Annotated in this window: 20 protein-coding genes; 1 reads left to right on the top strand and 19 read right to left on the bottom strand. The window is 53.0% G+C overall.

Annotation, left to right across the window (positions count from 1 at the left end):
- Positions 1–248: 248 nt before the first annotated feature.
- A complete protein-coding gene (locus H7U06_RS03090) occupies positions 249–1,154 on the bottom strand; it encodes a LysR family transcriptional regulator (RefSeq protein WP_175624727.1) in 906 nt (301 codons plus the stop codon).
- A 119-nt stretch (positions 1,155–1,273) separates the two neighbouring features.
- Here H7U06_RS03090 and H7U06_RS03085 point away from each other — a divergent pair, with 119 nt between their 5' ends.
- Positions 1,274–2,149, top strand: coding sequence for a pirin family protein (locus H7U06_RS03085; protein WP_175624726.1), 876 nt, complete (start codon positions 1,274–1,276; stop codon positions 2,147–2,149).
- Between the two features lie 60 nt (positions 2,150–2,209).
- Here H7U06_RS03085 and H7U06_RS03080 read toward each other — a convergent pair whose 3' ends face one another.
- From H7U06_RS03080 to H7U06_RS02995, 18 genes are all read right to left on the bottom strand, one after another.
- Positions 2,210–3,607 (bottom strand): sigma 54-interacting transcriptional regulator, encoded by a 1,398-nt coding sequence (locus H7U06_RS03080; RefSeq protein ID WP_175624725.1) that lies wholly within the window; start codon positions 3,605–3,607, stop codon positions 2,210–2,212.
- A gap of 21 nt (positions 3,608–3,628) precedes the next feature.
- Positions 3,629–3,985, bottom strand: coding sequence for a DUF4282 domain-containing protein (locus H7U06_RS03075; RefSeq protein WP_175624724.1), 357 nt, complete (start codon positions 3,983–3,985; stop codon positions 3,629–3,631).
- Positions 3,986–4,030: 45 nt separating this feature from the next.
- Positions 4,031–6,088, bottom strand: coding sequence for a pilus assembly protein TadG-related protein (locus tag H7U06_RS03070; protein ID WP_175624723.1), 2,058 nt, complete (start codon positions 6,086–6,088; stop codon positions 4,031–4,033).
- Between the two features lie 60 nt (positions 6,089–6,148).
- Entirely contained in the window at positions 6,149–6,481 is a 333-nt protein-coding gene (locus H7U06_RS03065; RefSeq protein ID WP_175624722.1) for a DUF3613 domain-containing protein, read from the bottom strand.
- Between the two features lie 41 nt (positions 6,482–6,522).
- A complete protein-coding gene (locus tag H7U06_RS03060; protein ID WP_175624721.1) occupies positions 6,523–7,371 on the bottom strand; it encodes a tetratricopeptide repeat protein in 849 nt (282 codons plus the stop codon).
- Positions 7,372–7,373: 2 nt separating this feature from the next.
- Positions 7,374–8,321, bottom strand: a complete 948-nt coding sequence (locus H7U06_RS03055) for a type II secretion system F family protein (RefSeq protein ID WP_175624720.1) — start codon at positions 8,319–8,321, stop codon at positions 7,374–7,376.
- 5 nt (positions 8,322–8,326) lie between these two features.
- Positions 8,327–9,262 carry a type II secretion system F family protein gene (locus tag H7U06_RS03050; protein ID WP_175624719.1) on the bottom strand — a complete coding sequence of 312 codons (936 nt, stop codon included), beginning with the start codon at positions 9,260–9,262 and terminating at the stop codon, positions 8,327–8,329.
- Between the two features lie 2 nt (positions 9,263–9,264).
- A complete protein-coding gene (locus tag H7U06_RS03045) occupies positions 9,265–10,581 on the bottom strand; it encodes a CpaF family protein (protein ID WP_175624718.1) in 1,317 nt (438 codons plus the stop codon).
- Between the two features lie 45 nt (positions 10,582–10,626).
- Positions 10,627–11,874: a pilus assembly protein CpaE gene (locus H7U06_RS03040; RefSeq protein ID WP_175624717.1), complete on the bottom strand. Its 1,248-nt coding sequence runs from the start codon at positions 11,872–11,874 to the stop codon at positions 10,627–10,629.
- 30 nt (positions 11,875–11,904) lie between these two features.
- On the bottom strand, positions 11,905–13,197 hold the full coding sequence (locus H7U06_RS03035) for a type II and III secretion system protein family protein (RefSeq protein WP_175624716.1): 1,293 nt from the start codon (positions 13,195–13,197) through the stop codon (positions 11,905–11,907).
- 42 nt (positions 13,198–13,239) lie between these two features.
- Positions 13,240–14,199, bottom strand: a complete 960-nt coding sequence (cpaB, locus tag H7U06_RS03030; protein WP_175624715.1) for a Flp pilus assembly protein CpaB — start codon at positions 14,197–14,199, stop codon at positions 13,240–13,242.
- A 34-nt stretch (positions 14,200–14,233) separates the two neighbouring features.
- Positions 14,234–14,686 carry a TadE/TadG family type IV pilus assembly protein gene (locus H7U06_RS03025; protein WP_175624714.1) on the bottom strand — a complete coding sequence of 151 codons (453 nt, stop codon included), beginning with the start codon at positions 14,684–14,686 and terminating at the stop codon, positions 14,234–14,236.
- 11 nt (positions 14,687–14,697) lie between these two features.
- On the bottom strand, positions 14,698–15,204 hold the full coding sequence (locus tag H7U06_RS03020; RefSeq protein ID WP_175624713.1) for a prepilin peptidase: 507 nt from the start codon (positions 15,202–15,204) through the stop codon (positions 14,698–14,700).
- A 74-nt stretch (positions 15,205–15,278) separates the two neighbouring features.
- Positions 15,279–15,461 carry a Flp family type IVb pilin gene (locus H7U06_RS03015; protein ID WP_175624712.1) on the bottom strand — a complete coding sequence of 61 codons (183 nt, stop codon included), beginning with the start codon at positions 15,459–15,461 and terminating at the stop codon, positions 15,279–15,281.
- 178 nt (positions 15,462–15,639) lie between these two features.
- Complete coding sequence (locus H7U06_RS03010) at positions 15,640–15,822, bottom strand: Flp family type IVb pilin (protein ID WP_175624711.1); 183 nt, start codon at positions 15,820–15,822, stop codon at positions 15,640–15,642.
- 208 nt (positions 15,823–16,030) lie between these two features.
- Positions 16,031–17,719 carry a ShlB/FhaC/HecB family hemolysin secretion/activation protein gene (locus H7U06_RS03005; protein ID WP_175624710.1) on the bottom strand — a complete coding sequence of 563 codons (1,689 nt, stop codon included), beginning with the start codon at positions 17,717–17,719 and terminating at the stop codon, positions 16,031–16,033.
- A 574-nt stretch (positions 17,720–18,293) separates the two neighbouring features.
- On the bottom strand, positions 18,294–19,892 hold the full coding sequence (locus H7U06_RS03000) for a collagen-like triple helix repeat-containing protein (protein ID WP_175624709.1): 1,599 nt from the start codon (positions 19,890–19,892) through the stop codon (positions 18,294–18,296).
- A 505-nt stretch (positions 19,893–20,397) separates the two neighbouring features.
- On the bottom strand, positions 20,398–21,807 hold the full coding sequence (locus tag H7U06_RS02995) for a MipA/OmpV family protein (protein ID WP_175624708.1): 1,410 nt from the start codon (positions 21,805–21,807) through the stop codon (positions 20,398–20,400).
- Between the last annotated feature and the right edge of the window lie 37 nt (positions 21,808–21,844).

Genomic DNA, 21,844 nt, shown 5'->3' with positions numbered 1-21,844 from the left:
AACAAAAATGTGCATTTAGTGATTTTTCGTAAATACTGCGCTTTTTAAGCGTCAACAAAGGCCCTGAAGGAAATGCACGTTATACCCAGAACCCGTTGTTTTTAGCGCTTTTGCCATGCTTTACCACCACGATAACAACTACCACCAGAACAGCCGCCCGACAGATCCATTAGCTTGCAAACAACACTTATGGCGTTAAAGACTGTTTTGACCTGGTTTACGCCTACAATTGTTTAGAAAAAATCATGTCAATCCTCGTTTAACGCCTGAAAACGCTCGGCCAAATAGTCGATCAGCGCCCGTACCGACGGCAATACGCCGCGTCGTGACGGGAATACCGCATGCACGATTTCACGCCGTGGCGCCCAATCCGGCAACAAACTCAGCAAGCTACCGTCCGCCAATTGCTCCCGTATCATCATGCGCGGCAACTGCACGATACCGACCCCGGCCACCGCGGCATCGCGCAAAGCCATCATGTCGCCAGTCACAAACCGCGGATGGTGATGCAAGGACACATGTGCACCGTCAGGCCCGAATAAATTCCACACATGCGTCTGCTGCGGCGAACCCAGCGCCAGGCTGGGCCAGTCTGCGATATCGGCCGGAGATACAGGCCGCTCCTGCTTATTAAATAAAGCAGGGCTACCAACCAGGCACTGCCCGCGATCAGACAGCACCCGCATCACCAAATCACTATCCTGTATCGGCGGCGGCCGCACCCGGATCGCGATATCCATGGCTTCCGCCACCACATCGACACGCCTGTTAGTCGCCTCCAGGTGCACGGTCACATGCGGATTCAAAGCCATGAAATCAGCCAGCATGCTGCTGACATGGGCGTGCAACAAAGTAATCGGACAGGACAGGCGCACCACGCCGCGCGGCTCTGCGCGCGTCACATCGATCACATCCTGCGCCGCCTCTGCCTCGACCAGCATCGCCTTGCAGTGTTCGTAATAGGTTTGCCCGATCTCAGTCACCGAAAACTGCCGCGTCGTACGCTGGATCAGGCGCACGCCCAGTCGCTCTTCCAATAGCGCGATGCGGCGACTCAGCTTGGACTTCGGGATGCCCAAGGCACGCCCGGCCGGCGCGAAGCCGCCGTGATCGACCACCTGGACGAAGAAATAAAGGTCGTTCAAATCCTGCATTTGCACTCCATCGTTCACCAAATAGGACACTCATGCCTGATTTTACTGCCTACTCAAGCCATCGTCCCTGCACTATCCTTAATCCAGTTAAATAATCTCGCACCCGAAAGGAAACAATCATGAAAAACATCATTGGCGTCTACAGCGCTCCTCGCCCACACTGGGTCGGCGACGGCTTTCCTGTGCGCTCCATGTTTTCGTATCAAAGCCATGGCAAACAACTCAGCCCTTTCCTGCTGCTGGACTACGCAGGCCCAGCTGAATTCAGCCCGGCACAACGTCCGCCTGGCGTCGGCTCCCATCCGCACCGCGGTTTTGAAACAGTCACCATCGTCTACAAAGGCGAGGTCGAGCATCGTGACTCAACTGGCCAGGGCGGTGTAATCGGTCCCGGCGATGTGCAATGGATGACCGCTGGTTCTGGCATCCTGCATGAAGAGTTCCACTCCGAAGCCTTCACGCGTTCCGGCGGCGCGCTGGAAATGGTGCAGCTCTGGGTCAACCTGCCAGCCAAGGACAAAATGACGGCACCTGGCTATCAGGCCATCGTCGACCGCGACATTCCAGCGGTGGCGATGCCGGACGGTGCAGGCACGGTGCGCGTGATTGCGGGTGAGTATCAGGGCCACGCTGGACCGGCGCACACCTTCACACCTATGCATGTATTGGATGTGCGGCTGAATCAGGGCAGCATCAGTGAATTGCCGGTGCCTGACGGCTGGAATGCAGCCCTCATCGTGTTGCGCGGTACGGTATCGGTGAATGGCGATGCAATTGCACGCGACGCACAAATGGTCTTGCTCGATCGCGCAGGCAGTGGCGTCACGATAGAAGCCAACAACGATGCCGTTGTACTGTTGATCAGTGGCGAACCTATCGATGAAGCTATCGTTGGTCATGGTCCGTTTGTCATGAATACCCATGAAGAAATCGTGCAGGCAATCGACGATTTCAACAGTGGCCGCTTTGCGCAAATCCCGGCGCGTGCCGAATAAAGGCAGTTGTACACGCAACATCCCAAAGCCATGTCGCTTAACGCGGCATGGCTTTTTTCTTCAGGACTCGACCTCACCCGGCTCCGGATCACCGTCTATGATCTGGAACTTGCGCATTTTTTCCCACAAGACCTTGCGACTCATTTTCAAATGATTCGCCGTATCCTGCCTGCGCCAGTTATGCGCATCCAGCGCTTCAATAATGCGATTGCGATCAGCCGTGTCCCACTTCTTGCGGGCGCCGCCCTGCTCTTCGTGATCACACTCCACCTTCAAGTCCTGCAAAGCATGGAACACGCGATCTATCGCACCTTTATCCCAGTCACCGAGCTGCCGGTGAATAATCGTGATGCGCTCGGCAATATTGCGCAGCTCGCGCACATTGCCACGGAAGCGCGTATGCGCCACCATGCGCAATAACCAGTCAGGGACTTCCGGCAATGGTGCAGAGTCGCGCGCTGCGTTCTTGAATATCTGATTCACGATACCGCTGAAAATCGCGATCTTATCGACCTCGCCGCGCTCCTCCAGACTGGGAACCCGCAGCTCTATCACCGCCATCCGGTAATACAAATCGGAACGAAACATTTCCTGTTTCACCAGCTCGCGCAAATTACGATTGGTCGCCGCCACCAGACGAAATTCGACATCGACCTCCACCGCGGAACCGAGACGCGTCACCTTGCTCTGTTCCAGCACGCGCAATAGTTTGACCTGTTGATACAAAGGCAGATCGCCGATCTCATCCAGGAACAAAGTGCCGTTATCTGCCTGCTCGAAATAACCTTTGTGCGCCAGCATCGCACCGGTAAACGCACCCTTCGCATGACCAAAGAAATGCGACTCAAACAAACCATCCGGTATCGCACCGCAGTTGACCGCGACGAACGGGCCCTTGCTGTAGCGTTGATGGTTTTCATGCAGCAGGCGCGCAATGCGTTCTTTACCAACCCCGGTTTCGCCGGCGATCAACACATTCGAATCACAATCAGCAAACGCCACAGTCTCCTTGAGCAAGGTCTTCATCACGTCAGATTCGGCGATCAGCGGATCACGCTCCTGCGCCGACTTCGCTCCACCATGCAATTCACCCGCCAGGCCAAACACCAGCCGACGCAATTCGGCACAGGTGAAATCCAGCATAAGGATGTGGGAATACTCAGGCGGGTAAACACGCGAATCGAAAGCGCGTGGCGCTTCCGCGACCCAGATCACGGGCATGCCATGCGCTTTTTGCCAGTCATTGGCATTAAAGCGACCGCCATCTATCATCGTCACCGAAATAATTGCGATCGATGGCGACAGCTTGGGTTGATCCGGCATCAGATCCATATGATCGGCGCGCATCACATCCACTTCTGAACTCACCAGGCAGCGGACGATGCGGTCGTAAATATCTGATTTACCTTCCCAAACGTAAATATCGATATTCTCTTGTGGTGCTTTAATTTTTTGCATTGAGTATTTACACAGTTTCCGTCATTCGTTATTCAAGGCACGCACGCTCGGCACTTTGCGATATGCATCCATACGTTCCTGCCGACTCGACAGCAAATTGCGTATCTCCACCAGCCTTGCATAAATATTGAAGGCGAGGATCAGCAGTTCGCACATCAGGCGCCAGAACAATAAAGACAGGACCGTCGCGATCAGGGCCAGCAAGACGCCACCGATCCCGCGCTCCGGCATGTCAAAAGTGGCGAAAAAGCCACCGATGCCGGCACTCACGATCACCAACACGCCGACCCAGTAAATTAGCTTGATCAAAAACGGCGCGATGAAATGATCGAAGCCGAGATAGCCGAACCACTTTCCAAACGAAGATTTATTTTTCATGGGCAAGTATCGAGAGTCAAAGTATTGAAATTCGTTATAAGAAATTTAGAAAACCAGTTTGACGTTATCACCACCGCCACATTTCAAATCGATCAGAGTGACGTCCACCTGCCCCAGGCCTATGCCCAGCAAATTATTGAGCAGGCTGGCAATCTGGCCACCAAGACCATTCAGGATAGGTTCCAGTAATTTTTCCAGTATCCCCATCAAGGCCAGCAAGACATTGCTGACTGCAGAATTGCTGCTGTTACCGCTTAACTGGTTTTGCACCTGACAATGGGCATTACAAAAGAGCAGGTTCAGCAAACCGCCGATGACGCTGTTCAGCAAGTTGCCCACGCCGGTCAGCAGCCCGCTTACCAGTCCGCCAACACTGTTCAGCAAGCTCACTACGCCCGAGCCCAATGAACCACCGGCTATCGTCGTGACATCAGTACTGAGGCTGTTGATAAATGTCTGTAGCGAAGACAAGGACCCCTTTAGCGTGTTCAGCGTTGTCTGTAGCACACCGCTGTCGGCATTCAAGAGATAGGTAGCCAGTGTGTTATCGGTAACCGGGCCTTGCTTATTGTTCAGCAACTTCCCGAGCAGGGTTACCAAGACGGCATTCGTCAGGTTAGTCACCGTCGTGCCAATAGGCAGATTGTTGTTGCCGACCGTCGCTGTCTGTCCCTTGCTCAGCGTAACGCTGCCGCTGGTGTTCAATGCAGTGAGCACTATCCGGTCATTAATGCTTAATGCACCGCCCAGGAAGCTAAACAGCTGCTTATTCTGCAAACCAACATCACAAGATGTGGTGGTGGAAAAAGTAGTCGCTGCATCAATGTTGCCTATACACGCCAGCAAGATAGGTGCATTCACGGCTATCGTCGCAGTTTGGTTGCCACTCGCATCGCGCCCATTACACATGGCCGTAATCGTGCCTTGCCCATTCACCACATCGATGGCCATAGGCAAATCCACACTCAATAAATTGGACAGTGCGGCCGAGGCTGGCGGCGCGGGTGCCTGGATACGACTGAAGAGACGGACTTGGGAAGTAAAGGCTCTAGCGCCGACACCACCTATACCTATAGATGGCGGTTCGACTATACCTACCTTTATTTGCGAGTTAAGCACGCCGGGGACACTGACGCCCAAAGGAACATCCGCAAAGCGGTGGCCGTTGGCCACGCCTATCATCGCGGTGAGTAACTCCAGCGCATTAACATCGGCCGTTAATGCCGCTTGCCCGCTTGCCGTATTGACCAACGCAAAAACACCTCCGCGCCCTGTCGCATCTGACAGAAGTCGCACCGGCAAGGCCAGCTGCGTAACGCTCAGACCGAGCGCGCTCACCAGATTCTGCTGTCCAGCGACGGTAGAAACTGCACCAAGCAGAGTCTCAAGCGGGCAGGCACCATTGCTGCAACCACCTACGTTAGCCATGACGGCTTGCTCGATCGTCGCCACATCTGCAGTGACAGGAATCTGAAAACCCAATTGCCTTAACAGGCCGCCGGGCGTCACACTGACGTTGGCCAGACCGTTGTAAGAAGCCAATGAGGTACCGCTGATGTCGACTCCCAGTCGGCTCAATATGCCGGGTACCACGCCACCATTTATCCGCAACAACCTGGAACCAACCGAAAATACCGCGATAGGTGCATCCGCAGTCGCAATTGCCAATGCGGTGATATCACGACTAACCCAGGCGCCAAAGAAGCTGCGGAAAGACCGGCTCGTCAGCACGCTTACAGCGGTAGGCGCCGGTGCACCGTTCGGCGTTACACCGTTCGTATATACCTGGAAATGAGTCGCCCCCGCTATAGTAGGGTCCCAGCGACCACAGCTGATGGTCAGGGTGCCAGTAAAGCCTTGCCCCGTTAACGCGCTACCTCGTACCACTGCAAATGCCGATGCACACTGGTCATTCGACACGCGCGACAGCTGCTGCGTACCGGCAAGCGCGGCCATATCCGCCACTTTCTGCATTTCACGCTTCTGGAAGAACAGATAGCCGATATCTATCGTAGCCAGCAAGATCACCATGGTCGAAATGGCGATTGCCGCCATTACAACTACCGAGCCACGCTGGCGCGGTGCATGCACATGTGGTCGCATACATCTGTCAACGAAGCATGATTTCAACCATGTTTTCATATTAACCAGCGTCAGGAAAGACTATTGCCCTTCAGATTTCTTTACGACCTTGCCAAAATATTCCGGAATTTTGTAAGTAAAACTATCTTTGTAACGCTCCCAGCTAATGGCGCTCGTTGCGCCCAACATCGGCAAGGCTGCGCCTGCAGCACTGCCATCAGCCTGCATGCGCAACAAAGATGAAGTGACATCACCAATCTCACGTGCAGGAGGTTTAGGCTGCACAACGGTTGCCTGCGACTCGGCATCACTGTTCAGCATCTGGGCAAAACTATAAGAACTCGAAAACAAGGTAAGGACTGCAATCGCAGGCCAGGCCTTCATGGAGCGTGCATTCTTCATATGTACAAACATAAATCCCCCGAATAGTCAGACATACGTGGCCAGGCCACAGATCATTCGCTACGACTGCGTGGTATCGCACTCGGCTGCAACAACTGCAACTGGAGTTGCAATTGCATGCCGCTACCACTTGCTATGGTCGGTAAAGGCCGCTCCTGATGAGTGCTGTCGCTGCTTCTCGCCGCAATTTTTCCGCTGCGAAGCACGATCGCTTCTTTACGCTTGTATATTTCTGTCCTGACATCGGATGGCATATTGGCCTCCGCCATTAATGAATTTGCTTTTTGTGCCTCGCCAGAGAGCAGGAAAAATAAGGCCAGATTACTAATTACCTTGCGACTGCCGGGCGCCATCTCTACCGCCTGCATCAGCGGCATGCGCGCGTCACCGACATTTCCGTCATTCATTAATGCGTAACTCAGATCGCTCAGGATTGCGGCATTGGTTGGATTGAGTCGACTGGCTTCGCGAAAATTCGCAATCGCGGCAGCAGAATTTCCGCGCTGTGCTTCCAGCAAGCCCAGGCCATGCCATGCAGCTGACGCCTCGCTACTATTCAGTATGCTTTTGTATTGCTTTTCCGCGGCATCCTCTTGTCCCGTTGCACGTAAAGCATCGGCGTACATGCGCTGGATTTCAGGCGAGCTGCCATAATTTTTTTGATAAGCGTCGATATGTGCGATAGAAGCAAAATACAGTGATCGCTCCTGCATCTTTTTGATCATGTCCAGATAGACCTGCTTGTTATCCAAAGCGGGCCGTTCCATATCTGCAGCTTGTTGTCTTTGTATCGCAGCTTCATTACGCTCGGCGAAGTCATTCGCCGGAGAATTAAAGCTGGAACAACCGCTGGCGAGCAAAAGCGCCAGGCCTGCAGCAGCTATGCCAGTATGGTTTTTCATAATCAGGTTCCTATCTTCGAAAGGGCACGAATAATTGCCAAAAAGCCTGCACCACCAGTAATGATCAACAAGGCAGGCAGAAGCGCGACGACCATGACACCTGTCATCTTGACGGTAAGTTTCCCTATCTTTTCCTTCATATCCAGCTTGCGCTGTTCGCGAACCCTGTCGCTGAATTGCTGCAGCGGCTGTTGCACCGCGCCGCCATAACGATCGACCTGGATAATCAGGCGTGCGATGGCGCTCATATCTTCGTTGTTGAAAATGGTCGAGAAGCGACGCAATGACTGCTCTCTGGTTCGTCCATTCAGATACTGTTGTGCCGCAATCTGCAATTCCTTGCTCAGGATAGGTAAGGAACTGGAGAATTCGTTCTCCACCACATTCAGGCTTTGATCTATCGACAAACCGACACCTTGCAGCAGACGCAACAAATCGATCAGAAGTGGCAGCTCCTCCGCCGCCTGGCGCCTGCGCTCCTTGGCCTTTACCAGCATCAGCCATTTAGGCCCCATATAGCCAAGGGCGAATCCCATGAAACCAGCAAACAAAATAATGAACGGAGATTCATCGCTCAACATGCTCCAGGCAAGGATGGGAAGTCCGACGCCCAATACAACTCGTGTCGCAAAAAATAAGGTTTTGCCGCGGGTATCGTTGATGCCGCATTGGTCCAGCAAAACCCGGTCTTCTTCTGCCACCAATTGCTTACCTAATGGTGTGTCCACCCAATGCGCCATATAGGAGAGAAAACCTTCTATACAGCGACGCAGGAAAGGACCTTCCGGCTTCGCCTCCTCGATCTGGCTCTCATGCGTATCGATACGGCGATTCAATATCTTTTCGCTACGCATGAATTGCCACGCCTGCCGCAACAGGACACTGCCAACCAGCAAAGCCGCGATGGCAAACAATACGATCGACAAGACATTAAGGACTTGTGGGCTCATGGGATCTACACCGATTTAGCCAGACGATACAAAGAGTATGCACCTATCACTTCCAACAGGGCCGCGATGAATAGCATGTTTTTTCCTATAGGATCTTCCATCATCGTCACGAACATATTGTTGTTGAAAATGATCATGAAGAATCCGAGACCGATAGGCAGCAAGCCAAGTATCCAGGCAGACAAACGTGTCTCAGCGGACAAAGCGACCAATTCGTTTTGCGCGTGCTCGCGGTCCCGCATGAACGCCGCCATCCGTTCCAACACGGTGTCAGCACGTCCGCCAAAGCGCAAAGCCACGCCGATCACTGCAGCAATCAGTTCCATCTCCACTACACGAAAGACGCGCGCCTTTTGTAGCAGTGCATGCTCCAGATCCATCCCTGCCTGTACCAGACGGTTGGAGCGATCCAACATTTCACGCAAAGGCTCTTCAGTGGTCAGCACGGTGGCCTGGAATGCGGATTCCAGACTATTGCCAACGATCGTTAGCCTGACCATGGTGTCGAGGAATGCAGGTAGTTGATGCACCATCTTTTGGTGTCTGCGCATGGCTTTCAGCCACAAGCGGAAATAGCACAGCGTCACATACAGGGCTATCGTACAAATGACAGATAACACGCCACCAAAGATAGCCGCTATCACGGTGAAAATCAGACCTGGAATGATCAGCATCATGTAAAACAAAGGAGTCGGCACTATGCCTGCGCGCAAACAGAATTTACGCCAGATGTTCGACTCGACACGCGGCATGCTTACCGCATCCGTCTCTGCATCGTCGGCCGACATGGTGTGCAGCTGCGACATATTGCGTATCTGATGATCGACAAATGCCGAGGTCGCATCCTGTTGCTGATGCAGCTGCGCGTTTTGCCATAACAGGATACCGCCGGCGAGTAACAGAATCGCCGCAGCAACCATCCATAAAGTCAGCGCAGACATGGTCAGACTCTCTTTTGTGTATGGTCCCCGTTAGATGTCATAGGCCGCATCTTTTTCAATTTTGGTGAGTGCGGCTGTATACCCAGTGAAACCCAGCGGTCTTTATCCTCGCCGTCCGGCCCACTAAAGCTTTCATGGCGATACAGTTCCTGCGTGGTGATGATGTTGTCGCCCACGCCGGTAATTTCAGTAATGGATACGATGCGGCGACGACCACTAGACAAGCGCCCTATCTGTACGATGAAATCAATCGCGCCAGCGATCTGACGACGCAAACTGGATTCGCTGCCCTGGAATCCGGCAAACCCTGCCAGCATCTCTATACGATGCAAGCATTCGCGTGGTGTGTTCGCATGTATGGTCGCCATCGAGCCGTCATGACCAGTATTCATCGCCTGCAACATTTCCAGCACTTCTGCGCCACGAACCTCGCCGACAATGATGCGATCTGGTCGCATCCGCAAGCTGTTGCGGATCAGGTCACGTATGGTCACGACACCCGTACCTTCGAAGCTACCTATGCGCGACTCCAGGCGTACTACATGCGGATGGTTCAGTGATAGCTCGGCGGTGTCTTCAACTGTCACCACGCGTTCATTCTCGGGCAGGAAGAAAGCGAGTGCATTGAGTAAAGAGGTTTTCCCTGAGCTGGTACCACCGGAGATCAGGATGTTGCAGCGGGCCTTGACCGCGCTTTCCAGCAGAACAAATAATTCGTCATTCAGTGTGCCGAGTTGCTTCAGGTCGGACGGCTTCAATGGATCACGACGAAATTTCCGTATCGAGACCATAGGTCCGTCTACCGCCAACGGTTCAATCACGACATTCAGGCGCCCACCGTCCGGCAAACGTGCATCGACCATAGGATTCGATTCATCCAGTCGACGACCGAGCGGAGCCAGGATGCGTCGTACGATGCGCAGCAAATGATTGTTATCGGTGAAGCGCAAGGTTTCGCGTTGCAATACACCATGCCGCGAAACAAAGACGTCGTTGTAACCATTGATCAAGATATCCTCAACGTCACCATCAGCCAGCAAATCCTCCAGTGGACCCAGCCCAGCCAGCTCCTTGGTCAGCGCATCAGCAATCAGCCGTACTTCGTTTTCATTCAATGGGATGCGGCGCAAGCGTACGAAACCGTCCACGTCCAGATTGACGAATTGCTGGATCGCCGAGCGTGACCAGCGCCCGAACTCCGCACCGAGCTCTTCTATCCGCGTCAGCAGATTGTCGTATGCGGCGGTTTTGATGTCCTGAAACCTTTGCGTGTTTACAAAGGCGCTGTCCTCATTGGCCAATCCCACTTGATCGTTCATCTCGCTCTGCCTCTATCCCGGCCGCTGCCGTCGTATGCGTTGTATTTATGGCTTGAGAAAACCTGGTACCCAACTCGACAACTTCCCGCCATGTTTCTCGGCATGCGGATTTAATAATTTTTCTGCCAGATCCTGTATCGCTCGCACGTATGGATCGTGCTTGGCGACTTCATGTAATAACTTTCCCTGATTGGCACTACTCATCAAGCGCAATGTGCATTCCGGCAGCGCGGCTGCCAACGGCAGAGTGAAACGTTCGGCAATCTGCTGCGCACTCATGCCATAACGAATGTCATAGCGATTGACGACCAGTTGTCGGCGACTCGCATCGCCACCGTGTTTATTGAACTCCTTAAGCATGCCGGAGAGCGAAACCAGAGCTCCGGCACTTTGATCAGTCACAAACAGCACCTGATCCGAAGCATTGGCCATGCACTCGACCAGCTCCATATCTGCAAGGCCGCCAAGATCCAGTATCAACACATCAAAGTAAAGTCGTAATTGCGTCAGCAGGGACAAAACGTCTCCATGCGATATACCGCTCATTTCCTTCAATGAACGCGGCAAGGAAATCACCTTGATGCCGTTATGACTGTTAGTCAACGCAGTCTGGATAAGGGTGCGATCAAGACGATGGCGATTGCGCAAGGTGTCGATAAAACTGTAAGTTCCTGCCGCATTCAAATACAGCTGTCCATCCCCGGCAGGCAATCCAAGATCCAGCAAACCTATCTGGTAATCCTTGTGCTGGACAGATTTACGCAGTTGCAGCAGGTCCGCCAGATGTACCGATATGGTTGTGCTACCTACGCCTGCACGCGCTCCCAGCAAACTGATTAAGGTGCCCTGGATCGCAACAACCGGGGCGGCGACCGCCGCGACCAGTTTGTATATGACATCGTGCGCCTCCTCTACCGGAGCCGTCATATCTATGAAGTGATGCACGCCTGCACGCAAGGCCGCGACCGCGCCTTCCGGATAATCCATGGTGCCGACGGCTACCACCGGAACGTCCGGTAATTTGGTCTTCATCATTTGCGCCAATGCGATCATGTCTGCCGTGCAGTTGGCCGTACTGTCGCCACAGTTACCCGAAAAATCGAGCAATACCAGACGTGGCTTGCATTCGGCCACGCGTGCGGTCAGCAACGCTATCGGCGCCAGTTCCTGCTGCACCACATGCCACTCTTTCAAAGCATGGGCCAGCCAGCGCAGATGCGCGCCGTTAGACGAGCAAAAGACGAAGCGATTGCTGTCATTCAGCACCGTTTCACGCTGCTGACTATGTTCCATGAGCTTTTCCAAAGATTTTTTCTCCACTATTTACTTTGAAAATCCTGGTAGGTCATCGCGCCCTGCTGCGCCCATCACATAACTACCCCAGGCGTTAGCCGGAGTGTCACGTCTCTCTTTATCATCGCCAGGTAAAGGTAACTCCGCACCTTTGGCTATCGGTTTAACCAAGCGCGGGGTAGCGATGATGACCAGTTCTTTCTCATCCTGGTTGTATTTCATGCTGCGGAAAAATGTGCCGAGAATAGGCAGGTCACCAAGGAATGGAACCTTATTCACAGCAGATTTGGTTGTGCGAGATACCAATCCGCCGATAACGAAGCTTTCACCGTCGCCAAGCTCAAGAGTTGTTTCCGTGCGGCGCGTCGAAATAGCCGGAATGGTGATATTGCTGGCAACAATCGCGTTGGCATAATCGAGGTCACTGGCTTCTGGCGCCACCTTCAACGCGATACGATTGGATGCAAGCACGGTAGGTGTCACCGTCAGGCCGATACCGAAAGCCTTATAAACAATGGTAATGGTTCCAAGTCCGCCAGATTGCGGAACCGGTATTTCACCACCGGCGAGGAAGCTGGCACTTTGTCCTGATAAAGCAATGAGCGAAGGACGCGCAAGTATGCGTGCCAGTCCGTTTTGTTCTATCAGTTTCACTTTGGCATTCACACTGGAACTGCCCAACAGATTAAAGGCTTGCAGTTCCGGTGTTTGCACCTGTGCAGAAAGGATATTCGCGAAGTTATTCAAACCGAAGCTAAACGTCGCACCACGATTTTGATTAAAGAGAAAGTCAAATCCCGCTTCCTTCAGGATGTTTCTACTGAACTCAACAATCTGCACATCTATTTGCACCATGCCACCAGTCGCAACAGTCGATGCGTCCAGCACCTTATCCTTACCGGCACCCAGGATTCCCGCACTGACTGCATTTGCATGAGACAGCATGGAAGGTGCCTGTCCGCGCAAGCTGGCGCTTTCACCATCAATCTGTAAATCGATTCCCTCTTCCGGCAAGCGCCCTTGCAACGCGCTCATCACCTTAACTTGCCAGACCTGGGTCGGGCCGTTACGCTGCCACGCCGTCACTGTCGTGCTACCAGGCTTTTTGCCTACCAGCAGTACGCTGCCAGCCTTTTTCCCTGAGCCACGCAATATGAGGACATCGGCGACTTCCGGATCGGCCACAGCAATACGTTCAAGATCTACCGGCGTCTTGAGCGGCCGCTGCTCTTTTACGCGCAGCGTGAAATTGAGATCATCAGCTACTGCTGGCAGGACTAGTACTAGTCCTGCGAGTAGCACCAGAGCCTTAAAGATTTTCATCGTTATTTATCCAGGTCAAAGAAGAGATAAGGTATGTCCGATTTAGAAACTAACGTTTTCCCGCTGCGTTCCTTTTATGACCTCTAAGGTGTTCGACGATCTACTCACTGATTTGCCGCTAGAAGATCCGACAGCGACATAAGGTCGTGCCGTACTGCCGTTACCGGCCCAACTCGAAAGATCGACGCCTGCAAAAGCCTGGTTATCACCCGTTCTCAGCTCCTCCTTGTCCGCTTGCGATAAACCGACCTTTTCCTTCAAGACGTTTTTCGGCTCCGGAAACAATCCTGCATCGGCAACACCTGCGTCACCTGGATGACGCAGCACCAGAGTCAACTTGCCATTCTGCGCAGCCAGTAAAAGTTGATTTACCTGATCTATCGGCGTCGCAAGCACCGCTGTGCGTGCCTGCGATGGCTGAGCGGCCTGATTGTTTGCCAGTGCATTCCCTGCTGGCTGCGGTACCTCACCTACGGTGGCAGAACCATAGGTCAGGACCCGACGGCGCGAGGCCAGCAAGCGGGATTGACCAAGGTCTATGTCACCGCCTTTTTTAAGGGTGAAAAAGACGTCGACATAATCTCCGGCCTCTATGCGATTACCCACACCGACGACCTCATCAACCGGTATCGCTACGGCTCGCTCGCCCTCGGCAAGCTTCAACGCAAGTCCATGCACCAACTGACTTTCCGTGACCAGTGCATCTGCATCGATATCTGCCGCAGGGACTTTCCCCACTACCGCCGAAACATCCGCATAAGTGCCGTTGGCAGTGATAGGCAGACTCGCCAGTTTCACTGCATCCGAGGTAATGACTTTGCCTTTTTCCAGTTTCCTGGCAGCAGTCACTACTGAATACGATGGCGCTTTAGGAGATGCCTGAGCACTGTTTTCGGCCGGCAAGGCTGGTGGAGGCTGATGTCCCATCCACCATGCAAGCGCGGCTAAACTCACAGCTAGCAAGACCAGAATAACTGCAATGATTTTTGTGAGTTTGTTCATAGCCTTATCAGTTATTTAAAGTGACATTGCGTGATTAATCGAGTTGCACAATTGCAGTACTGGTCAATCGCTCAGGTACAACTATCGACATGACGTTGCCGACTATGTAGGGCACCAATGGATTTTGCCGATAGTTAGGATAAGTAACGGTCACGCGATAGCAGCGTATACCGGCGCTACCAAATGGACAGTTGGCCAGCAGTGCACCGTCAAAGCTGATACGCGTGCCGAGCCAGGCAGCGGCGCTTCCTGTTCCTATCGCGGCGTTTCTGGCATTCGTGTCACGAACCGTTTCGGTAGCGGAGAAACGCAAGGCAGCACGAGCACCTTCTGCGGCAGCCAATGTGATCGATTGTTGCGCGAGAAAAATGATGCCGTAAGTAATAATTCCATAGAAGACGAGAAAGAAAACGGGGAACACAAACGCAAACTCAATTGCTGCCGCGCCCTTCTGTTTTCTCTCCAAGCACAGGACATTTTTCCTCATGGTCCCTCCGCTCACATCATCAACAATGTCGATGCAGCCCCAATTGCCAGATAGGCTGCATATGGAATTCCTTTACGTCCTTGACGGGCCCGCATCATGCGCTGGACCACCCCGCTTTCTGCCATGTCCTGCATCGCGCGATACAAGCCGGACGGAATGGCTCCGACCCAGGCTTGCGATGCGTAGAAGACAATCGCATGCAAACCCGCCAGTGCGCTACCGATCAGCCAAGCGATGGCGAGATACTTGAGCCCCAGCAATGCACCCAGCACGGCAATAAACTTCACATCCCCTGCTCCCATTGCACGCAATGCATACAACGGAATAAAAATCAGTAGTCCTACCCCTGCGCCTATAAGCGACTGTGATACATCGATACCACCTATTCCATGCCCCAGAATAAGCATGTATCCGATGTGTACAAATAGCGCTGACAGAAGCACGCTATTTGGTACACGTCGAAATAAAATGTCATAGACGACTATGACGAGACACAGACAAAGAAACAACACAATCATTGGCCACCCAACACATCAAAAGAGCTATACGGTGCAGCGAAAGATGTATAGCTATTGCCCAGTTGCCAGCTATATCAAGTTGGCGCAACCGCTCCGGTCAGCGCTGTTGCAACAGCACGGAATATACGATTGAGCTCCGGACTCATTAATGTCAGCCCACCGATAATGGCGACCGATACCAGGCCTGCGATAAGTCCATACTCAATCGCAGTGGCACCCTCTTCATCAGTCATGAAATGCTTGATTTGGCGTTTCATTTTTTACTCCTTGCGCTCTTCCTGCATCCCGCATGTGAAAAATTCTGTCCCAACACAATTGAACACATGCGGTTCACGGAATAATTTATGGAAATAACTAATGCAGTTGTATGCGTCGCCCGGATTGAAATTCAATCAATCGCACGCGGCACATACGCTGCACTTGCTTGCCGATGAATCAGGTAGGCGCAACAGCACCTGTCAGCGCCGTTGCCACAGCGCGGAAAATACGATTCAGCTGCGGGCTGATCAGTACCAGGCCACCAATAATGGCAATCGATACCAAACCAGCGATCAGTCCATACTCAATCGCAGTCGCACCTTCTTCATCTTTCATAAAACGGATAATTTGGTTTTTCATTTCTTGCTCCTGTTTCACATCAAGATAAATTTCATTTCGTTTTAAACGACGCGTTCAACCGAACCGTCGCCCATTTTTTCTGATGCCTTCTGTTCGTTTTCGATGTCAGACTCCTTTCTCTAACACAGCTCTTACAATCAATAGGAAACGCCGTTCTCCCCATCTGGCCATCTCTTTTCCTGCACGATGGCCTTAGTCTTATCCTGTTCTAGTCCAGCTGATACGAATATCCAAGGTTCAAGCGCGGTGCACGTTTTCTCGCGTTAATCGGGACCTCACCTACCGGTTGTGCGATCGACAGATCGAGCGAATAGTGGCGCTGGTCGGTAAAGCGCACGCCGGTGCCGACCGATGCAATCTCGCTATGCGACAAGCGTCCTGCATTGACGTAGACCTTGGCTGCATCTGCCATCACATACGGCTGGATGCGTTTCACGTAGTTACCGTCGTATGGGAAAGCGCGATTGAATTCGAGTGAGACGCCCCAGCCTTTGTCACCGGCGATTTCACCGACCGGATAAGCCAGGCCATATTGCTTGGCGCCAAAGCTGACCTGTTCCGACAAAGGCAGGATGTTGCTGCTGTATTGCCCCATGCCGCTGACTGTGATGCCATAGCCGCCATCAAATGTATTGGTACGCGTGAAGCTGCCTTTGACGCGCAGGAAGTCTAGGTCGATGTTGCCGTTGATCTGGCGTGCACCCAGGCTATCCAGCCCCTGGTAGACACCCAGTGACCATTGCATGCTGCTGCGATCCGAGACTTCGGTCGATGTCAGCTCCAGGCTCAGCGCGCGGATGTCCGAACTGAATTCGATACTCGGTGCAGGCGCAGGCACATTCAACGAATAGCGCGAAGAATTTTTGACTGCGTAGATGCCGCCAGACAAGGTCAGGGCACGCGTCGGCTTCAATATCAATGGATAGCTCAGGCTCGCGCTGACACGCTGTGTTTTGGTTTGATAACGTGACTGCAGTTGCTGCGCAGGCAGCGATTGATTTTCTGGTTCACCCTTGTAGTCGGAGAGCGTGACCTGCAACAGCATCCCTTGATAGCGGATAGGCTGTATGTAATTCACACCGACATACTCTTCACGCGAAGGTCCGCGTGGTGCAATCGCACTCACTGTCACTTGTTCCCCAAGCGGCGTCAGGCCGTTCTCAGTCACGCTGAAGATGCCGCGCAGCGACGACGTTGCGGTATCCAATGCAAATGAGGTAGTCACAGGTTTACGGCTGACGTCCAGCGTCATCTCGGACGCACCATCGGTATTCTCTGGCGGCTTCACGGTAGCCTTGATGCGCATGCCGGGCTGCAAACTCAAGATGGTCGTGATACGGTCAAAGGTATCGCGGCTCAGCGGGCGGTCTTCTTTCAGTTGCTCGGCAATGTTCCGCAAGCGCTCTTCCGACGCACCTGGGTTGCCTTCTATCTTGACCGCGCTGACATAACCCTCGACCACATTGATCTCGACGATATTGTCCTGAAAGGTTTGCGCGGGCACGAAGGCAAAAGAGAGCGGATAGCCTTTGGCCTGGTAGATCTGCGTCACTTTGTTTGCTGCTTGCAGCAGCTGGGCGACGGTCACTTCGCGATTGCTCAGTGGGGCGAATTCAGCAGCGACGAGTTCAAACGGTATGCTTTCGACGCCGGAAATTTTGAAGCGTGAAGGTACGATGCGACTAGCCAGCAAACGCTGCATGGCAGGATCCAGCGCTTGTGGCTGGATGTCTACGGTGACGGCGGGCGCAGGACTTGGTTCGAGCTTGGGCAGGTTATCGAGAGGATTACCCTGACCGGCGCTGCGTGCGTCTGCGCTGGCATGCGGCATCAAGGCCAATTGACCCAGTGCGCTTGTCAGACAGACCGCAACCAATCTCTCGATGAATCTTTGCATACAGTCCCTTTGTCAGCATGCCGTGACACATGCGTCCTTTCAGTACTACACATCTCGATATCACTACGTCTTAAGCTACCGCCTGATTCAGCTTAGTTGCCAAATGGCAATAATCAAACCCAAGGTTTACAACTGTGTATTCTTGTAAGTGCTTACTGACGGTCTGACACTTTAGGCAAGCACCACACATAAAAATGTGCGCACAGAATTTGCAATTGTTAACCAATTGAAGTTGCTTTAAAGAATGAGCGTGTCCGGCTACTCTGAACATCCCATAAATGCGGTATTTTTGGAAAAAAAGCGACAAAAAATATTTCTACGAATCAATACTTTAAGGAAAACATCTCACAACTTGCACAAACATTATTTACGCTCGTCAATACCGTATGGGCAGGCCACGCTGTGTAAGCATAAAATCCTCTTCACTAAAGCATTCCGGCAACTCCGTCTTCGCTGTATATCTGTTTACGACGTCAGACATATTCCCTTGAAACACCGCTTTTGTTCTTACTGGCCTCCACGTGCAAAATCCTGATCACGAGGATCAGGATTTGCAGAGGGAAGAAGCAGGCTCTTATTTTTTGCCGAGCAAGCCATTCACGAGTGTAGCCACGGTATTGGTCACTGGTGCCAGCACATTAGTAGTACCTGTTGTACCGGTCGCGCCACCTACCGCACCACCAACCAATGGGGCAACGATAGGGTTCACGATATTGGTGACAGGTGACAGCAAGTTAGTTGTACCTGCACCGCCAGCCACACCACCGAGCAATGGGTTAACAATGTTGGTGACTGGCGCCAATACGTTACCTGTACCGGCACCACCAGCTACACCACCCAGCAGTGGATTAACGATGTTGGTTACTGGGGCCAGCAAGCCACCTGCACCGCTACCGCCAGCTACACCGCCGAGCAATGGATTGACGATGTTGGTTACTGGAGCCAGCAAGCCGCCGGCACCGCTACCACCACCCAGACCGCCCAGCAATGGATTGACGATGTTGGTCACTGGAGCCAGCAAACCACCTGCACCGCTACCGCCACCGATACCACCGAGCAGTGGGTTCACCGCGTTTGTGATGGGCGCCAACAGATTACCGACGTCTGCGCCGCCACCGATGCCACCAAGGCTACCGCCCAGCAGAGGATCAACGATGCTGACTACAGGTGCTAACAAATTGCCGCCACCAAGGCCGCCACCTACACCACCCAGGCCGCCGCCAAGGATAGGATTAACGATGCTGACTACTGGCGACAACAGATTGATCGTGCCACCTTCACCACCGACTCCGCCCAGCAAGCTACCCAGCGAGAATGCACCTGATGTGCCGCCTGTACCATGCAACAGGATGCCTGCGATCGATACAGTGTTACCTGTGGTGATGACTGGATTACCCAGGTTGTTCACGACAGGCAAGCCACTGGTTTTCACGGTACCGCCCACTTTGCTCACCGTGCCGCCCACAGCGATCAGCAAATTGCTGACTGGTTGACCCAGGCCTGTTGTTTTACCGAGCGACTGTGTCAATGTCGTCACTTGGCTGGTCAATGGCACGATGGTATGGCTCAGTGTTTTAGTTACTTGTTCTACTGGTCCGGTAGTCAGCACTTGGGTCAAAGGAACCGAAACATTGGAAACGGTTTCACCGACTTTGGTGACCAGGCCGCCGACCGGAGCGGTGACAGGTGCCAACGCGGCGAGTTGACCGGTACCGAGGTTGCTGACCAGTGTGCCAGCGCTTTGTACTGTGACACCGGTTTGCTTAACCACGCCGCCTGTGCTGCCGACAGTGACACCGACTGGATTATCGATCACACCCATTTGACCCAGGCCATTGCTGATGCCATTGCCCAGTGTCGAAACGATGCCGCCACCTTGGGTAACGACGTTACCCAAATCGGATTGGGTTTGTTGCGGTACGATAGGCAGGTTCAGGTTGCCAACTGCGGTACCAGTATCAGATACTGCATTACCGGTCGACGTCACGATGTTACCTGCGCCGTTTGCAATTTGGCCGGTTGGCGTTGCAGTTGCGGTCACACCGCCACCACCACCGCCGAGGCTGGCACCGGAAGAACCGCTGCCAGTCGAAGAACAGCCTGCCATCAAAAGAACTGCGGACAAGACTGCAAGGCTTGTAATGCTTTTGTTCAGTTTCAGATTCGTATTCATGTTCGTTCTCCCTCGTTGTAATTCAAAATTAAATTGAAGAGCCCCCGTACTTTCCAAGTGGCAAATTGCATGCCAATGGAAATCCCGTTTTTTTGCGCTTTTCAGCAATTTTTCAACCTCAAAAAAATCGTTTAATAATCAATTACTTGGGAGAATAATTATTAATAAGACATTGTCATTTTTGACATGAAAATTCAATTGTTACGTGTTACTTGTTACGTAACGTCCGAAACAAAATGTTCTGTTTTTCCGGCTTTTAACGCCAAAAATGCGGTGTGTGCCGCCACGTTGCCGCAGTCATCCAACTTGTTGGCGGAGCCAAGCAACGAAGCATGGCAATACGCGCCCAAAGCACAAAATGTGTGGCGAGTAATCTGCAGCAGATGCAGGGAACTATGGCGGGGTGCGAGCGTATCGAACTACGCGAGGAGCATGACGAAGAGCAGAATCCTGAAGCTGCTTATGCAGCCTCAGGAGATGATGCGGAAGAGTGTGAGACGCCTGCCTAGATCTTCATTTCCAGGTAGGTATAGATATAGTTCGAACCACCGTTCACATCACCCAGCAATCTGGACGAGCCAAAAATTCCTGAACGGTGTGACACGCCGAGGCCAATGTAAGTCTCTTTCAATCCCGGCGAACCGATGATGTCGCCGAGACTGACGTCGATAGTCGGGTCGAGATAATTCAGCAAGCGCGAGGTCGGCCGGTCACGTGCCGCCTGGCTGCTGACTTCGGTGTACGGCACACGATTGGCGAAAGAAACACCCAGCCCCCAACCCAGTCGGGTCTTGACCTTGTGATTCCATGGCAAGCCGTAGTAATAAGCCTTCATGAACAAATCAGCCTGGATACCGTTGGCCTGCAGGTTGCGATCGTTGTGATACACCAGACCCGCATAACCAACGAAGTCGAGCGGCCAGCCATTCAGCTTTTCTATGAAAGGTTTACCTATATGTACGCCAGTGATGCTGGTCGGGTTCACCTTATCGAGGTCTGCACATTTAAAGGTCAGGATGCGCGCCAGATGACAGCCGTCATCCGCAGCTCGGCCATACAGCACGCGCACATAGGTTGGTGTCCGCTCATCCGACCATAGCTTTTTATAGCTGCCGAAATCGTAGGCAGCACCGACAAAGATTGAGGGTTGCAGGCCGCGACGTACGATAGGACTGTCCTGTATCGAGCCATCGAAGGAAGTCACCGACGCGCCCGCCAGCAAGCGCCAGCGATCCGTCAAGTCATACGTGCCGTACAGATTCAGCGAGACATTCGTGCCCGAGCCCGGCGCATACGCAGGACGCCCGGCAACGGCTTCATTCGCACGTACGCCATAGTAGTAATTATTGAGTTTGGAATCGCGCAGGGAGACGTTCAGGCTGGGGCGCAAAGACAAACGGCCAGAGCGCCACTCATACGCATACTCCAGTGCCAGCTCGGTACCGTTCGAGGTATTGCTCACATCATGCAGGATGGACGCATACAAGGTCCCCCACGGCTGCTCATAGCGGTAGGTGAAACCCAGATCAACACCCGTGTTACGTACTTCCATGCCATTCAGCGATGCAACCTTGCCGGCTTCCGGAAAACCTTCCAGTCGTCGTTTGAAGTAAACATCAAAACGCTGCTCGGTACTCGGAGTGAACTTGATGCCTATACGATTGGCTTGCATCGACACATGCTCGCCCTCATACAGATACAGCGGCAATAAATCCTGCCGTGTACCGCCGCCGACATATGGCGAGCTTTCGAAACGCGTTACGAAACCGAGGCCAGCACCGCCTGGCTCTGTAATCAAATCGCTGAACGGGCTGGCTGCAGTCTGCGCCTGTACGCTCCAGGCCGCAGAGAGGCCAAGCATAGAGAGCGCGACATTGCGCAGGGTTTTATTACGGTGCAAGGAAAATAAATGCATCGCTATTTCTCACTTCAAAAATTATTACCTATCCCAG

Source organism: Herminiimonas sp. Marseille-P9896 (genome assembly GCF_903993245.1).
GTDB lineage: Bacteria > Pseudomonadota > Gammaproteobacteria > Burkholderiales > Burkholderiaceae_D > Oxalicibacterium > Oxalicibacterium contaminans.
This window is presented reverse-complemented; position numbering and strand designations above follow the sequence as displayed.

What these genes read in the sequence shown, in the direction of transcription:
- H7U06_RS03090 (WP_175624727.1), bottom strand. Translation starts at nt 1,154, where the DNA reads ATGCAGGATTTGAACGACCTTTATTTCTTCGTCCAGGTGGTCGATCAC.
- H7U06_RS03085 (WP_175624726.1), top strand. Translation starts at nt 1,274, where the DNA reads ATGAAAAACATCATTGGCGTCTACAGCGCTCCTCGCCCACACTGGGTC.
- H7U06_RS03080 (WP_175624725.1), bottom strand. Translation starts at nt 3,607, where the DNA reads ATGCAAAAAATTAAAGCACCACAAGAGAATATCGATATTTACGTTTGG.
- H7U06_RS03075 (WP_175624724.1), bottom strand. Translation starts at nt 3,985, where the DNA reads ATGAAAAATAAATCTTCGTTTGGAAAGTGGTTCGGCTATCTCGGCTTC.
- H7U06_RS03070 (WP_175624723.1), bottom strand. Translation starts at nt 6,088, where the DNA reads ATGCGACCACATGTGCATGCACCGCGCCAGCGTGGCTCGGTAGTTGTA.
- H7U06_RS03065 (WP_175624722.1), bottom strand. Translation starts at nt 6,481, where the DNA reads ATGTTTGTACATATGAAGAATGCACGCTCCATGAAGGCCTGGCCTGCG.
- H7U06_RS03060 (WP_175624721.1), bottom strand. Translation starts at nt 7,371, where the DNA reads ATGAAAAACCATACTGGCATAGCTGCTGCAGGCCTGGCGCTTTTGCTC.
- H7U06_RS03055 (WP_175624720.1), bottom strand. Translation starts at nt 8,321, where the DNA reads ATGAGCCCACAAGTCCTTAATGTCTTGTCGATCGTATTGTTTGCCATC.
- H7U06_RS03050 (WP_175624719.1), bottom strand. Translation starts at nt 9,262, where the DNA reads ATGTCTGCGCTGACTTTATGGATGGTTGCTGCGGCGATTCTGTTACTC.
- H7U06_RS03045 (WP_175624718.1), bottom strand. Translation starts at nt 10,581, where the DNA reads ATGAACGATCAAGTGGGATTGGCCAATGAGGACAGCGCCTTTGTAAAC.
- H7U06_RS03040 (WP_175624717.1), bottom strand. Translation starts at nt 11,874, where the DNA reads ATGGAACATAGTCAGCAGCGTGAAACGGTGCTGAATGACAGCAATCGC.
- H7U06_RS03035 (WP_175624716.1), bottom strand. Translation starts at nt 13,197, where the DNA reads ATGAAAATCTTTAAGGCTCTGGTGCTACTCGCAGGACTAGTACTAGTC.
- cpaB (WP_175624715.1), bottom strand. Translation starts at nt 14,199, where the DNA reads ATGAACAAACTCACAAAAATCATTGCAGTTATTCTGGTCTTGCTAGCT.
- H7U06_RS03025 (WP_175624714.1), bottom strand. Translation starts at nt 14,686, where the DNA reads ATGAGGAAAAATGTCCTGTGCTTGGAGAGAAAACAGAAGGGCGCGGCA.
- H7U06_RS03020 (WP_175624713.1), bottom strand. Translation starts at nt 15,204, where the DNA reads ATGATTGTGTTGTTTCTTTGTCTGTGTCTCGTCATAGTCGTCTATGAC.
- H7U06_RS03015 (WP_175624712.1), bottom strand. Translation starts at nt 15,461, where the DNA reads ATGAAACGCCAAATCAAGCATTTCATGACTGATGAAGAGGGTGCCACT.
- H7U06_RS03010 (WP_175624711.1), bottom strand. Translation starts at nt 15,822, where the DNA reads ATGAAAAACCAAATTATCCGTTTTATGAAAGATGAAGAAGGTGCGACT.
- H7U06_RS03005 (WP_175624710.1), bottom strand. Translation starts at nt 17,719, where the DNA reads ATGCAAAGATTCATCGAGAGATTGGTTGCGGTCTGTCTGACAAGCGCA.
- H7U06_RS03000 (WP_175624709.1), bottom strand. Translation starts at nt 19,892, where the DNA reads ATGAATACGAATCTGAAACTGAACAAAAGCATTACAAGCCTTGCAGTC.
- H7U06_RS02995 (WP_175624708.1), bottom strand. Translation starts at nt 21,807, where the DNA reads ATGCATTTATTTTCCTTGCACCGTAATAAAACCCTGCGCAATGTCGCG.